General features: G+C 68.8%; 12 protein-coding genes. 3 read left to right on the top strand and 9 right to left on the bottom strand.

Translation table 11 applies throughout. The features are described from left to right. Positions 1-127: 127 nt before the first annotated feature. From yicI to DEU37_RS13450, 7 genes are all read right to left on the bottom strand, one after another. Positions 128-2362 (bottom strand): alpha-xylosidase, encoded by a 2235-nt coding sequence (gene yicI / locus DEU37_RS13480; RefSeq protein ID WP_121191136.1) that lies wholly within the window; start codon positions 2360-2362, stop codon positions 128-130. Further along, positions 2362-3255, bottom strand: a complete 894-nt coding sequence (locus DEU37_RS13475) for a carbohydrate ABC transporter permease (RefSeq protein ID WP_121191135.1) — start codon at positions 3253-3255, stop codon at positions 2362-2364. The genes yicI and DEU37_RS13475 overlap by 1 nt, the downstream gene beginning before the upstream one ends. Beyond that, positions 3255-4217 (bottom strand): carbohydrate ABC transporter permease, encoded by a 963-nt coding sequence (locus DEU37_RS13470; protein ID WP_121191134.1) that lies wholly within the window; start codon positions 4215-4217, stop codon positions 3255-3257. The genes DEU37_RS13475 and DEU37_RS13470 overlap by 1 nt, the downstream gene beginning before the upstream one ends. A gap of 63 nt (positions 4218-4280) precedes the next feature. Then, positions 4281-5600, bottom strand: a complete 1320-nt coding sequence (locus DEU37_RS13465; RefSeq protein ID WP_121191133.1) for an ABC transporter substrate-binding protein — start codon at positions 5598-5600, stop codon at positions 4281-4283. A 114-nt stretch (positions 5601-5714) separates the two neighbouring features. Beyond that, positions 5715-6731, bottom strand: coding sequence for a LacI family DNA-binding transcriptional regulator (locus tag DEU37_RS13460; protein ID WP_121191132.1), 1017 nt, complete (start codon positions 6729-6731; stop codon positions 5715-5717). A gap of 144 nt (positions 6732-6875) precedes the next feature. Further along, positions 6876-7328, bottom strand: coding sequence for a GNAT family N-acetyltransferase (locus DEU37_RS13455; RefSeq protein ID WP_121191131.1), 453 nt, complete (start codon positions 7326-7328; stop codon positions 6876-6878). Between the two features lie 4 nt (positions 7329-7332). After that, a complete protein-coding gene (locus DEU37_RS13450; RefSeq protein WP_121191130.1) occupies positions 7333-7521 on the bottom strand; it encodes a hypothetical protein in 189 nt (62 codons plus the stop codon). A 16-nt stretch (positions 7522-7537) separates the two neighbouring features. On the opposite strand from DEU37_RS13450, the gene DEU37_RS13445 reads away from it, so the two are divergent. After that, positions 7538-9754 (top strand): NADP-dependent isocitrate dehydrogenase, encoded by a 2217-nt coding sequence (locus tag DEU37_RS13445; protein WP_121191129.1) that lies wholly within the window; start codon positions 7538-7540, stop codon positions 9752-9754. 88 nt (positions 9755-9842) lie between these two features. Here DEU37_RS13445 and DEU37_RS13440 read toward each other — a convergent pair whose 3' ends face one another. Both DEU37_RS13440 and DEU37_RS13435 read right to left on the bottom strand, forming a co-directional pair. Next, positions 9843-11354, bottom strand: a complete 1512-nt coding sequence (locus tag DEU37_RS13440) for a L,D-transpeptidase family protein (RefSeq protein ID WP_121191128.1) — start codon at positions 11352-11354, stop codon at positions 9843-9845. A 106-nt stretch (positions 11355-11460) separates the two neighbouring features. Beyond that, on the bottom strand, positions 11461-11910 hold the full coding sequence (locus DEU37_RS13435) for a hypothetical protein (protein ID WP_259457297.1): 450 nt from the start codon (positions 11908-11910) through the stop codon (positions 11461-11463). Between the two features lie 111 nt (positions 11911-12021). Between DEU37_RS13435 and DEU37_RS13430 the strand changes: the two genes are divergently transcribed. Together DEU37_RS13430 and DEU37_RS13425 are read left to right on the top strand one after the other, a co-directional pair. Continuing rightward, a complete protein-coding gene (locus DEU37_RS13430) occupies positions 12022-13197 on the top strand; it encodes an ROK family transcriptional regulator (protein ID WP_061683918.1) in 1176 nt (391 codons plus the stop codon). Between the two features lie 58 nt (positions 13198-13255). Beyond that, a complete protein-coding gene (locus DEU37_RS13425; protein ID WP_036289583.1) occupies positions 13256-14533 on the top strand; it encodes an extracellular solute-binding protein in 1278 nt (425 codons plus the stop codon). Positions 14534-14661: the final 128 nt, after the last annotated feature.

Raw genomic sequence — 14661 nt, 5'->3', positions numbered from 1 at the left:
GGAGCCTCCGCCAGAGGAGCGGATGCGGACCAGATGAACAGATGCGGATGCCGAGGCGTGCGGCATCCGCATCTGTTGCTCATCTCCGCATCTGTTCAAGCGGGTCAAGCGGGTCAAACCGCGGCGATCAGTCGGATGCCGTGTCGAGGTCGACCTCGAAGGTCTCGCTGCGCCCGTCGGGGGTCGTCACGACCACCTCCCGCGTGCCGGAGCCGCCGGGGAACACCCGCAGCTCGAGGCCGTCGAGGTAGTCATAATCCGGACGGTCTTCGCGTGCGCCCCACGCCAGCACGGCGCCGGGGCGCACGTACAGCGGCAGCGTGTCGAATCCGTGGCTCTCGCGGCGCCACCGCCCGCCGGTGACGTGCTCGCCGCTCAGCAGCGAGGTCCACTCGCCGTCCGGCAGGTAGAACTCCACCTCCCCGCTCGCCGACATCACCGGCGCGACCAGCAGCGACGGGCCAAGCATGTACTGGCGATCCAGGTAGGCGACGGCCGGGTCATCCGGGAACTCCAGGGCCATCGGACGCAGCAGGGGGATGCCGGTGCGCGCGGCATCCACGCCGAGCTGATGCAGGTAGGGCATGAGCCGCATCTTCAGGTGGGTGAAGCGGCGGGTCACCTCCACCGCCTCCTCATCGAAGGCCCAGGGCACGCGGTAGGAGTCCGACCCGTGGAAGCGGGAGTGGGAGCTGAGCAACCCGAACGCCGTCCAGCGCTTGAACACCGCGGCATCCGGTGTCCCCTCGAAGCCGCCGATGTCGTGACTCCAGTACGCGAACCCGCTCATCGCGAGGGACAGGCCGCCGCGCAGCGTCTCGGCCATCGAGGTGAAGGTCGAGGTCGAGTCGCCGCCCCAGTGCACCGGCATGCTCTGGCCGCCCGCGGTCGCCGACCGTGCGAACAGCACGGCGTCGCCCTCGCCGCGGCTGGCGACGAGGACGTCGTGAACGGCGCGGTTGTACAGCTCGGTGTAGAGGTTGTGCATACGCTGCGGGTCACTGCCGTCGGCCCACACCACGTCGGTGGGGATGCGTTCGCCGAAGTCGGTCTTGAAGCAGTCGACGCCCTGTGCGCTCAGCGCGCGCAGCTTCTCCTGATACCACGCCGCCGCGTCGGGATTCGTGAAGTCGACCAGCCCCATCCCGGCCTGCCACAGATCCCATTGCCAGACGGAGCCGTCGGCGCGGCGCACGAGGTACCCGGCATCCGCCGCCTCGCGAAACAGCGGTGAGCGCTGTGCGATGTACGGGTTGATCCAGACGCACACGCGCAGGTCGCGCGCGTGGAGTCTCGCGAGCATCCCGTCGGGGTCGGGGAACACGCGCGCATCCCACTCGAAGTCGCACCAGTTGAACTCGCGCATCCAGAAGCAGTCGAAGTGGAACACCGACACCGGCAGCTCGCGGGCCGCCATCTCGTCGATGAACGAGGTGATCGTGGCTTCGTCGTACGCGGTCGTGAAGCTCGTGGACAGCCACAGACCGTAGGACCACGCGGGCACGATCGGCGGACGCCCGGTCAGTGCCGTGTAGCGGCCCAGCACGTCGGCGGGGGTCGGGCCGGCGATGACGAAGTACTCCAACACCTCGCCGGGCACCGAGAACTGCACGCGCTCGACGGCCTCCGAGCCCACCTCGAACGACACGTGACCGGGGTCGTTGACGAGCACGCCGTAGCCGCGGTTCGTCAGGTAGAACGGCACGTTCTTGTACGCCTGCTCGCTGGAGGTGCCGCCGTCGGCGTTCCAGATGTCGACGGTCTGGCCGTTCTTCACCAGCGGGCCGAAGCGCTCGCCGAGGCCGTAGACGAGCTCGCCGACGCCGAGATCCAGCTGCTCGTGCACGTACGCCGGCGCGACGCTCTGGCGCTCCCCGGCGCGGGCGTTGCCGACGATGCCGGTGTCGACCTGCGCGTCGGCGGCCACGCGCAGGTAGCCCTGCGACTTGAGGCCGCTGCCCGTGACCCGGCGGCCGTCGACCTCGAAGGAGAGATCCCACGGGGCGCCCGCCCTGATGCGAGCGGTGAGGATGCCGGCGCGGACGAGACCTTCGGTGTCCGTGATCTCGATGCCCTCGGCCGAGCCTCCCGCACCGGGGAGCGCAAAGCCGCCCTGCCACGGGGCGCCGGTGTGATGCGCGATCCGCACGCGGATGACGCCTTCGGCGGGGGAGGAGAGCGTCGTGGTCAGCACCGGTCGGTTGAGCACATCGCCGCGCCGTGCGATGACGGCGGTGGGGGCGGTGATCATCAGGCCGGGGCCGTCGGGGGTGTCGGGGATCTGCCACAGGTCGTACGCCTCCTGCGCATACAGGGCCGCGACACCGGGTCGTAGCTGCCAGAACCCGTCGGTGAACTTCATTACTTGACTGCTCCTGCCGTGATGCCCCGGGTGAGGGTGCGCTGGAAGATGAGGAAGAAGATGAGCGTCGGGACGATGCCCAGCAGTGCCGACGCGCTGGTCGTGGTGACGTCCATGAGGCGGTCGCCCTGCAGGACGCTGATGGCCACCGGAACCGTCTGGTTCGCGTTCGACGCGAGGAAGGTCAGCGGGATGAGGAACTCGTTCCACGTCCAGATGAAGAAGAAGATGAGCAGCACCGAGAGCGTCGGGCGGCTGATCGGGAAGACCACCCGCCAGAGGATCTTCCAGCGTCCGGCCCCGTCCAGGGACGCCGCCTCCAGCACCTCCTTGGGAAACGTCCCGTACACCGACGACAGCAGATAGGTGCCGAACGCGGCCTGCACCACGGTGAAGACGATGATCACCGACCACACGTTGTCGTAGAGACCGACCGACTTGAACATGTAGTACAGCGGGTACAGCAGCGCCTCCTGCGGCAGCAGGTTGGCGAGCAGGAACAGCAGCACGATCCAGGTGCGCCCGCGGACGCGCCCGATGCCGATCGCGAACGCGTTGAGCATGGAGATCAGCACCGCCAGCACCGCGACGATGCCGGAGATGAACACCGAATTCCACACCTTCTGCGGGAAGTTGACCCGTTCCCAGAACTTCGTGATGCCGGTGAAATCCAGTGCCTGCGGCAGGGCGAGCGGGCCGGAGGTGGCGTAGTCGGTGGGGGATTTGAACGAGTTCACGAGCACGAGGTAGAACGGCGCGAGGATGAGCAGCGCGCCGACGATGACGAGGGCCAGCAGCAGCCAGTCGACTCCGCGCTTGGTCACCATGCCGCCCCGACCCCGCGGGGCGCGGCGGCGGCGTGACGTCGTGGAGAGTACGGTTGCGGCAGCCATCACAGACCCGCCCTTTCTTTGCGTTCGAGGGAGTTCTGCACCCGGATGAAGACGATCGAGACGATGACGACGAGGATCGTGAGCACCGTGGCGATCGTCGCGCCGTAGCCGACGTCGCGCTTCGTGAAGAACTCCTGGTAGGCGTAGTACGACGGCACGAGAGTCGCTCCGGCCGGCCCGCCGCGGGTGATGACGTAGACCGGGCCGAAGACCTTGAGAGCGGCGATCGTGCAGGTGAGGGTCACGACGAAGATCTCCGGACGGATGATGCTCACGGTGATCGACGAGAAGCGCTGGAACCAGTTCGCGCCGTCGAGTTCGGCGGCCTCGTACAGCTCCGGGTCGACCCGCTGCAGCGCCGCCATGAAGACGACCACCGGGTACCCGATCTGCACCCAGACGAGGACCACCATGAGCACGAGAAGGGCGGACGGCATCTGTCCCAGCCAGTCGTAGGGGGCGATGCCGAGACCGCCGAGCAGCTGGTTCAGGGCGCCGTCGCTGCCCGGGCGCACGATCCAGCCGATCACGATGCCGGCGACGGCGACCGGGAGGATCTGCGGCAGGTAGTAGGTCGCCCGCAGGAAGCTGCCGACCTTGCCGCCGAACTTGCGCCCGACTACGTCGAACAGGACAGCGGCGATGAGAAGGCCCATGATCGTGGGGACGATCACCATCGCGATGACCATCCACACCGAGTTGAGGAACGAGGTCCAGAAGGCCTCATCGCCCACCAGCTTGATCCAGTTGGCGGCCCCGATGAACTCGGGTGCGCGCACTCCCTTCCAGCGGGTGAAGGTGAGGTAGACGTTCCAGATGAGTGGGACGATGACGATGATCAGCAGCAGGACGAAGCCCGGCAGCAGGTAGAACCAGTAGGTGCCGCGGCCGCGCCCGCGCTGCGGGATGGCGGGTTCATCGTCGATGACGCGGGTGCGGCGAGCGCGTGCGGTGAACGACATGGGGGTGCTTTCCGTTCGGCGGTGGGGGCGGCTGTCGGCCGCCCCCACCGGGTCTCACAGGGCTCAGCGGTAGTCCGCGGTGCCGTCGTCGTACGCCGTCCCCAGGTTCGCGTTCGTCGTCGCGGCATCCTGCGTGCCCGTCACCAGGCCCTGCAGCTGCTGGACGATCACGTCGTAGAAGCCGGGAGCGGGCCAGTCCGGGTAGAACGACAGTCCGTCCTGGCCGAGGATGCCGTTGAACGTCGAGATGAGGTCCTTGCTCTTCGCGTCGGTGATGTCCTTCGGATCGGCCGAGACGGGCAGGCCGCCGTTGTTGCCGATGATGGCCTGGATCTCGGGCCGCATCGTGATGTCGATGAACTTGTAGGCGAGGTCCTTGTTCTTCGCGTTCTCCGGCACGACCCAGAGGTTGCCCGAGGAGCCGAGCGAGAGCTTCGAGCCGGGGAAGGCCTGCATGCTCCAGTCGAACCCGGTCGCCTGCTCCGTGAAGCGTCCGTACCACCACGAGCCCGATACGAAGATGGGGGAGGTGCCGTTGATGAAGGCCACTCCGGCGTCTTCGGCCTTGATGGAGGAGACGTCCTTCGCGATGTAGCCCTTGGCGACGTAGTCCTTCAGGGTGTCACTGGCGTAGGTCGTCTCCGCGCCCTGCCAGTCGACCGGGTTCTTGTAGAGCTGGTAGTCGTTCACCCAGCCGCGGTCGGCCTTGGACAGGGCCAGCTGGTACCAGAGCTGTCCGAGCGGGTACTCGGCGCCTGCTTCTGCGAGCGGGGTGATGCCCTTCGCGACGAACGCGTCCAGCACCTTCACGAACTCGTCGTAGGTGGTCGGGATCTGCAGGCCCGCCGCGGCGAACGCGTTCTTGTTGTAGTAGACGCCGACGAACTCGCCGTAGTTGGGCACGCCGTACCATTTGTCCCCGCCCATGACGCCCTTCTCGGTGTACTTGGCAGTGGTCTGCAGCGACGGCGCCAGCTTGTCGGCCCAGCCGTACTGGGCGACCGCGTCGGAGATGTCGCTGATCAGTCCCGTGGAGGCGAGGAAGCCCGCGGTCGCGTTGCCCTTGTTGAACTCCATGACGTCGGGGGCGGCGTCGGTGTCCAGCACCTGGCTGGCCGTCTTCTGGATCTGTTCGAACGACTTCTCCTCGAACTCCACCTTCGCGCCGGTCTCCTTCTCGAAGACGGTGATGGCCTCGGCCCACGCCTTGCCCATCGCACTGTCCGCGCCCTCGTAGTGCCAGAGCTTCAGGGTCTGGCCGGCGCCGTCGGTGCTGCCACCGCCGGTGTCGCCGGAGGACGAGCAGGCGCTGACGCCCAGTGCTGCGGCGGTGAGAACGGCGGCGGCGGTCAGTACCCGCGCCCGCCCGGTGATGCGTGCCATCGACGGCACTCCTTTCGGTGGGCCGTCATCGGCCCGGTCTGTGGTTGCGGTGTTCAGTTGAAGGTGTCGAAGCGCTTCGATGAGGAGCGAACGAAAGCGCTTCCGGGGGAGGGGTCAGATGTGCAGGGGTGCGGTCACCGAGCCCGCGTCGCGGTAGACGGGTGCGAGGAGGTGGATGCCGGTCGGACGGCGCGGATCGTCGATCCTTGCCAGGGCGAGGTCGACGGCGAGATCGCACGAGGCCTCGGGGATCAGGGGGATGGTGTCGACCTGGATCGGCAGCTTCGTGGTGTCGAAGGAGGCGGCGATCGACACGATCGAGATGTCCTCGCCCACCCTGAGCCCGCGTTCGCCGAGGGCGGCGAGGACGGCGGCGTGCATGTCGTCGACACCGTGCAGCAGCAGTGCGCTGACACCGGCGTCGATGGCATCGCCGACGGCGGTGCGCACGGCATCCGTTTCGGTCACGACGTCTCCGGTCGTGGCGAACGTGTGCGTCAGCCCGCGCTCGTCGGCGCGGGCGGCGACGGCCCGGCGAACGCGCGGGGGGAAGTTCGAGAGTCGGTAGGTGCTCTCGGGTTGACCGATGAGGGCGATCTGCCGGTGGCCGGCGTCGGCCACCCGGTCGACGGCCAGGCGAGCGGCCGCTTCGAAGTCGAGGTCGACGCAGTCGACTCCCTCGTGGTCGTCCGGGATGCCGATGAACACCGTCGGGGTCGTGATCGCGCGGGCGATCTCGACGCGCTCGTCGTCGGGGGCGACGTCCAGGACGAGGATCGCGTCGACGAGTCCCGATGCGGTGACCCGATGCATCCCCTCGGAGGCCTGCTGATCGGTCAGCAGGAGGATGTCGTAGTCGTGTCGGCGGGCGGCCACGGCGGCGGCGAGCACGAAGGACATGTGGGTGGGCGCGTGGGTCTCGCGGCGCAGCGGCTCGGTCAGGGCGAAGATGTGCGTCACGCGTCCGGCGAGCATGCGCGCCCCCGCGTTCGGCGCGTATCCGAGGCGGTGCGCCGCGTCGACGACCCGGCGGCGGGTGTCGGGGGAGATCGGGCGCTTGCCGCTCAGCGCGTAGGAGACGGTGCTGATCGACACGCCGGCAGCCGCGGCCACCTCATCGATGCGTGCCATGCCGACTCCTCTGTCGTGTCGAAGCGCTTCGAGCGAAGCTGGTGATCACGATAGAGCGGTCGGCGTCGCCGACGCAAGAGTTTTGTGGAGATTGGCAACAAACAGAGGCGGCGAGCGGATTCTCGTCGCGCGGCCGTGCTGCTCCTAGAAGCGGACCTCGGCGACGACCTCGCCGAACTCGGTCTCACCGACCGGCGTGAACCCGACCCTGCGGAAGAACGCGTCGGGGCCGCCCTGTCCCTCCTCGTAGATCACGTGGACGTGGTCCATGCCGCGGGTGCGGGCCTCTTCGAGGAGCTGCTCGACGGCGAAGCGGCCGACCCCGCGGCCCTGGTCGTCGGCGTCGACGTTGATGCGCCAGAGCACGGAGCGGAAGTGTTCGCTCGGCGCGTCGGGATCGAAGTTCGCGCTCACGAAGCCCACGACCTCGTCGCCGTCGAGCACCACGCGCTGCCAGGCGGTGCTGGGGTTTGCCACCGTGCCCGCGACGGCATAGCTGGTGGGGGCGAGATACTGCTCCTGCCCCGGCTTGAGCGACATCGTGTTGACGGCGACGATCGTCGCGGCGGACAGTTCCTCGAGGCGCAGCTCGGTCATGCCCTCAGGCTACCCCGGGGGTGAGGGTGGTCGGCACCCTCCGAATGGTGAGAAAACACGCAGTGCCGCGCGTGCCGACGAGGATGCCGTGGCGCATGCCGAGAATTATCTTGACGTCAAGATAGTTTCTGTCGATGCGATAGCCTGGAGACGACCCCGCGACGCTCACCACGACGCCCACGACGACGCTCACGACGGAGAGATCACACGTGCCCGAGTCCACCATCATCTACACCCACACCGACGAGGCGCCGGCGCTGGCGACGGCGTCGTTCCTGCCGATCGTGAAGGCCTTCGCCGGTCAGGCGGGCGTCGAGATCGACACCCGCGACATCTCGCTGGCCGGTCGCATCCTCGCCGCCTTCCCGCAGCGCCTCGCGCCCGAGCAGCAGGTCGGCGACGCCCTCGCCGAGCTCGGCGGACTCGCCACCCTCCCCGAGGCCAACATCATCAAGCTGCCGAACATCTCGGCATCCATCCCGCAGCTGAAGGCCGCGATCGCGGAACTGCAGTCGCAGGGCTACGACATCCCCGGCTACCCGGACGACGCGTCGACGGTCGAGGAGAAGGACATCCGCGCCCGGTACGACCGCATCAAGGGGTCGGCCGTGAACCCCGTGCTGCGCGAGGGCAACAGTGACCGCCGTGCGCCGCTCGCGGTCAAGAACTACGCCAAGAAGCATCCGCACCGCAACAAGCCCTTCGCGGCAGGATCCAAGACCCGCGTCGCCACGATGGGCCGCGACGATTTCAAGAGCAACGAGAAGAGCTGGATCGCCGCTCACGATGACGTCCTGAGCGTCCGTCACACCGCCGTCGACGGCACGGTCACGGTTCTCAAGGAGGGGCTGAAGGTGCTGCCGCGCGAGGTCGTGGACGCCACGTTCCTCTCGGCGAAGGCTCTCGACGCCTTCCTCGCCGACACGATCGCGCAGGCCAAGGCCGAGAACGTGCTGTACTCCGTGCACCTGAAGGCCACGATGATGAAGGTCAGCGACCCGATCATCTTCGGTCACGTCGTGCGCGCCTTCTTCGCCGACGTGTTCGACACGTACGGTGCCCAGCTGACCGCCGCGGGGCTCAACGGCAACAACGGGCTCGGATCGATCCTCGCCGGCCTCGGCGAGCTCGCCGACGGTGAGGCCATCTCCGCCCGCATCGCGCAGGACCTCGAGACCGGCCCGCGCCTCAGCTACGTCAACAGCGACAAGGGCATCACCAACCTGCATGTGCCCTCCGACGTCATCGTCGATGCGTCGATGCCCGCTCTCGTCCGCAACGGCGGCAAGCTGTGGGGCGTCGACGGCGCCGAAGACGACACCATCGCCGTCATCCCCGACTCGTCCTATGCCGGCGTCTACCAGGCCGTGATCGACGACGTCATCGCCAACGGTCCCCTCGACCCGGCGACGATCGGCACCGTGCCGAACGTGGGCCTCATGGCGCAGGCCGCCGAGGAGTACGGCAGCCACGACAAGACCTTCGAGATCCCCGCCGACGGCGTCGTCGAGGTGCTGGACTCCGCCGGCACGGTGCTCATCGAGCACCACGTCGAGAAGGGCGACATCTGGCGCGCGACCCAGGCCAAGCACATCGCGATCATGGACTGGGTGCGCCTGGCCGTCACCCGCGCTCGTGCCACCGGCGCGCCCGCCGTCTTCTGGCTCGACGTCAACCGCGCCCACGACGCCCAGCTCATCGGCAAGGTGCACCAGGCGCTCGCGACGCTCGACACCGGTGACATCACCATCGTGATCCTGCCCCCGGAGGAGGCGACCCGCTACACGCTCGCGCGCCTGCGCAAGGGCGAGGACACGATCTCGGTGACCGGAAACGTGCTCCGTGACTACCTCACCGACCTGTTCCCGATCCTCGAGGTCGGCACCTCGGCCAAGATGCTCTCGATCGTCCCGCTGCTCGCGGGCGGTGGTCTGTTCGAGACCGGCGCGGGTGGCTCCGCTCCCAAGCACGTGCAGCAGCTCCTGGAGGAGGACTACCTGCGGTGGGACTCGCTCGGGGAGTTCTTCGCGCTGGCGGCGTCGTTCGAGCACCTCGCCGAGTTCACCGGCAACGCCAAGGCGAAGATCCTCGCCGACACCCTGGATGCCGCGACCGGCACCTTCCTCGAGGAGGACCGCTCGCCGGGGCGTTCGCTCGGAACGATCGACAACCGCGGCAGCCACTTCTACCTCGGTCTGTACTGGGCCCAGGAGCTGGCGCGCCAGACGGCTGATGCGCAGCTCGCCGCGGCGTTCGCCCCCATCGCCGACACGCTCGCCGCGGCCGAGCAGCAGATCGTCGCTGAGCTGAACGGGGTGCAGGGTCACCCGGTCGACATCGGAGGCTACTACCACCCCGACGCGGCGAAGGTCTCCGCCGTGATGCGCCCCTCCGCGACGCTCAACGCGGTCATCGACGCGCTCTGATCGACAAGCGGATACGGAGAACGGCCCGGGTCGACACCCGGGCCGTTCTCGTTGCGGCGTGCGCAGCGACTGACGTGCGAAACGTGCGTCAGTCGTGGATCCAGACGTCCACGCCCGTGGGAGACCAGTCGTAGATCTGCTTGGCGCGGTAGTTGGGCATGCCGACGCAGCCGTGGCTCTGCGCCGTGCCGAAGTTGTTGTGCCAGTAGACCCCGTGGAACGCCTCGTCGCCGTTGAAGTACATGACCCATTCGACGTTGGGGACGTCGTAGTTCCAGTACGGGTTGTTCGGGTCGGTGCTGGTCATCGTCTGCGAGCGGATGTGGCTGTTGATGCGGAAATGCCCCGTGTATGTCGGGGACGCCGCGACGCCGCTGGAGATCGGCCACGAGTCGACGACGCCGCCGTTCTCCTTCAGATACAGCATCTGCTCGCTGAGGTTCACCTCGAGCAGGCGCTGCAGCGTGACGGTGGATGCCGGGGTCAAGGTCACCGGCAGGACGAAAGCGGCCTTGCCGGCAGTCAGCTGCGCGGCGAACTCCTTCGCCACCGCGCTCGTGTCGCCGAGCGTGCGGCCATCGGCGCCGGGGACGCTGGTCTCGAGCACCGTTCCGTCGGAGTTGGTGATGACGGTGCCGTTGGCGGGGGCGCGGTTGACGGCCGCGGGCAGGGCATCGACGGAAGCCTGGATCTTGGCGGCATCCGCGGTGATGGAGAACGTTCCCGATGCGTCGGGCGTGATCTTCAGCCACGACGCGGCCGTGGCCGGATCGACCGGCACGGTGCGCTCCTCGCCGACGTAGAAGCCGATCGTCTGCAGCATGGCGTTGAGCTGATCGGCGGTGGACTGGGCCTTCTCGCTGCTGGCCGGTGCGGCGACCGGCACGGGGGAGGCCGAGACGGTCACGGTGCCGGTTCCCGCGACGAACGCGTCGTGGAGGGCTGCGGCGATCGCGTCGACGTCGAGACCCGTGCCCGCGACGGCCGGCGTGACGGCGTAGGACGTGCCGGTGAAAGACACCTGCGCCGGGACCGAAGCCGTGAAGGCGGACGGCAGTGCAGCGCGGAGGGCGGCGTCGGCCCGGTTGGCATCGAGCGTCACGGGCGCGTCGAGACTGTCGCCGAACCACTGCGTGACGTTCCACATCGGCCGCGCGTCGAAGGCCGATTCGGCGAGGCCGCGGGCATCGACGGCCGCGCCGAGCTGCGCGGCGGTGACGGTCGGACCGCCGTCGCCGAGGACGATCGTGGTCGCGCCCAGGCGCTGGTTGATCGCGTCGGTGGCGGCACCCGCGGTCATGAAGCCCACCGGCACTCCGGCGACGGCCGTTCCGGGGGCGATGAGCACGAGCGATGCGGTGGCGACTCCCGCGGCGAGGAGCGCGGCCGGGACGCCGATCCACAACCACAGGCGTCGCTTGCGCTTGGGCGAGGGTTCTGCGGGTGCCCACTGCACGGGAGGGGCGTCTTCGGGTGGCAGCTGTGCACCGTCGATCGCGTCGATCGGGCCGTCCAGGACGGCGGTCGCGGCGGTCGCGGGGCTCGCTGAGGAGGCGTCGGGCGAACCCTCTGCCTCTCGTCCCGTTGCAGGATCGGTCACCGAAACACCCCCGTGTTCTGCGCGGCCGCGCTCTCTTATGGTACGGGATGGACGCCGATCGCCGGCAGAGGTGTCCATCGGCGGCTGCCGACGCGCGTGCCGAGGGTCAGGGGGTCGGGCACGCGGCGGCGAACGCGCTCAGTGCCGACTGGATCTGCGCGGCGGCGCTCTGCAGCGACGCCAGGCGGGAGAGGTCGCCGCCCGCGATGGCGGACAGGTCGGCGGATGCCGTCGTGAAGCCCGATCGCAGCGGCGGCAGCAGATCGGCGACGCTGCGGTTGCCCACCGCTTGCGCGGCGTCGTCGAGGCGGGCGGCGACCTCGTCGAATGCCGCCACCGCCGACGACGGGTCGCCGGGGTCGAGGCGTTGCACCTGGGTGGCGGCGTCCTGGACGCTCGCGCGGACCGTCTCGCACGCCTGGCTCGTCGTCTGGGTGTCGCCGCCCGACGGCGCGGGGCCCGTCCCGCCGTCGGCGGCGCACCCGACGAGGCCGGCGAACGCTACGGCGGTCAGGAGGATCGCGGCGAGGCGGCGGGTCCGTGTCGTGACGGTCAACAAGTTCTCTCCTCTGGTCGGGCGTCGTGCAATGTAACAGTTTTGTAAATCGTCCTTCCGAATCCACGTCGATGCTTGCGGATGCGGCTTTCGTAAGGTCTACTAACAAACATGTCCGGATCTGATCTCCCGCGCGGCGCCGTCGAGGCGACATCGCCGGCCCGCTCCATCGTGGCGGGTCGCGCACTGCGCCACGCAGCGAAGGTGCTGCCGGAGCATGCGCGGGCGCACAATCGCGCGCTCGTGCTGCAGACCCTCTTCCACCAGGGTGCCATGAGTCGCGCGGACCTTTCCCGTGAGACGGGTCTGACCCGGGTGACGATCTCCGATCTGGTCGCCGAGCTCATCGACGACGGCTACGTGGCCGAACGCGGGATGCGCGAGGTGACGGGGCCGGGAAAGCCGGCGATCCTCGTCGACCTCGACCGGGACGGCCATCGCATCGTCGGGCTCGACCTCTCGGGCTCCGATCGTTTCCTCGGCGCGATCCTCACGCTCGACGGAGAGATCGTCGCGCGCCGGGACGTTGCGGTGCCGACCGACCCCGCCGACATCCTCGGCGCCGTCAGGGAGCTCGCGCGCCGCCTCGTGGCCGACGCGCATGCCCCGGTGCTCGGCGTCGGCGTCGGCAGTCCCGGCATCGTGGACGATCGCGGCGTCGTTCTCACGGCGCCGAACTTCGGCTGGCAGGGCGTCGACCTGGAAGCGGCCCTGCGCGCCGACCTGGGCCTGCCCGTGCTCGTCGCCAACGACGCCAACGCCGCGGTGCTCGCCGAGTACACCTTCGGCGGGGCAGCCGATGACGTGCTGCTGGTGCGCGTGGGCCGAGGCGTCGGATCAGGTCTGCTCGCCGGCGGCCAGCCCATGGCCGGCAGTCGTTTCGCCGCCGGAGAGATCGGTCACGTCACCGTCGGCACGGACGGCGGCCCGCGCTGCGTGTGCGGCAAGGTAGGCTGCCTCGAGGCCTGGCTGTCGGTTCCGGCCCTGGACGCACGCGTGGCCGAGCCCGGCGCGGACCGCGATGCCGTGCTGCGCGACGCCGGCGAGCGCCTCGGCATCGCCCTCGCCCCGATCGTGGGCGTGCTCGATCTGTCGGAGATCATCCTCTCCGGCAGGCCCGATCTTCTCGACGGAACCCTCGCGACCGCGACCGTCGAGACTCTGCGCACGCGGACGCTCGCCTCGTTCCACGACGGCGTCCAGGTGCGGATGACGGCGCAGGGGGAGGACATCGTCCTCCGCGGCGCGGCCGTCATGGTCCTGTCCGGACAACTCGGGGTGTCCTGACCCCATCACCGCGGGGCACAGCGCCCCGACACCACCAAGAGAGACAAAGGAAGACACCATGAACAAGAAGCTCGGCGCCTTCGCGCTCCTCGGCGTTTCGGCTGTCGTTCTCGCCGGCTGCGCGGCCGGAGACTCGGGCGGCAACGACGCCTCCGGCACTCCGGCGCCGGCCCAGCTGCGCGTGTGGTTGAACGGCACCGACACGCCGCAGGATGCCCGCGACTATCTCGTGAAGACCTTCGAAGCCCAGAATCCGGGCTCGACGCTCGTCATCGAGGAGCAGCAGTGGACGGGCCTGGTCGACAAGCTCACCACGAGCCTGTCTTCCAACGACACGCCCGACATCGTCGAGATGGGCAACACCCAGTCGCCCGCGTTCACCTCCAGCGGAGCACTGCTGGACATCTCCGACATCAAGGACACCATCGGCGGCGACGACCTGCTGCCCGGCTTCGTGGAGGCCGGCTCGTGGGACGGCAAGCTGTACGCAGCGCCGTACTACTCCGGTGCGCGCATCGTGTTCTACAACACGGCCCAGTACGCCACCGCCGGCGTCCAGGTGCCCACGACCCTCGACGAGTATGTCGCCAACGGCAAGAAGCTCGCGCAGGCTCTGCCCGGCGTCTCGGGCGTCTACTTCCCGGGCAAGGACTGGTACAACGCGCTGCCCTTCATCTGGGAGAACGGCGGCGAGATCGCCGTGCAGAAGGACGGCAAGTGGGAGGCGCAGATGTCCAGCGACGCCTCGGTCAAGGGCATCGAGCAGGTGCAGCAGCTGATGACCACGGCCTCGCTCGCCCCGAAGGACGGCGACGAGACCGAAGCCTGGGTTCCGTTCCGCACCGAGAAGGCAGCCACCCTGTCGGCGCCCAGCTGGGCGTACTGGTCGATCGTCGCCGATGAGAACAAGGCCGACACCGCCCTGACCAAGACCGTGGGCTTCTACGCGCTGCCGGGCAAGAACGGAGGCGCCGCGCAGGTGTTCGCGGGCGGCTCCAACATCGGCATCTCCGCCAAGTCGGCCCACCCCGAGCTCGCCAAGAGCGCGCTGGAGATCATGCTCAGCGACGACTACCAGACGCTGCTGGCCAAGGCCGGCCTCGTGCCCGCCAAGAAGTCCCTCGGCAGCCAGGTCGCCGCGGCGACTCCGGAACTCGCGAAGATCATCTCGGATGCCGCCGCGAACGCGAAGCTGACGCCGGCCTCGCCGAAGTGGGCGGACGTGGAGGCGAAGGGCCTGCTGCAGGACTTCTTCGTCCAGGTCGCGGCCGGCGGTGACGTCAAGACGCTCGCCACGGCTCTGGACGAGCGGATCGACTCCATCCTCAACGGCTGAGCCCGCTCGACCCGTTTGCGTATCGACTCGTCTGCGTGTCGACTCCTCGCTCCGCTCCTCGCTCAACGACCGGGAGGGCTATCTCGCCCACCGGTCGTTGAGCGAGCGCGGCGAGTCGAGACGCCCCG

It is taken from the genome of Microbacterium sp. AG790, assembly GCF_003634765.1.
GTDB lineage: Bacteria > Actinomycetota > Actinomycetes > Actinomycetales > Microbacteriaceae > Microbacterium.
Note: the sequence above shows the minus strand (reverse complement) of the source record. Positions and strands in the feature narration are given on the sequence as shown.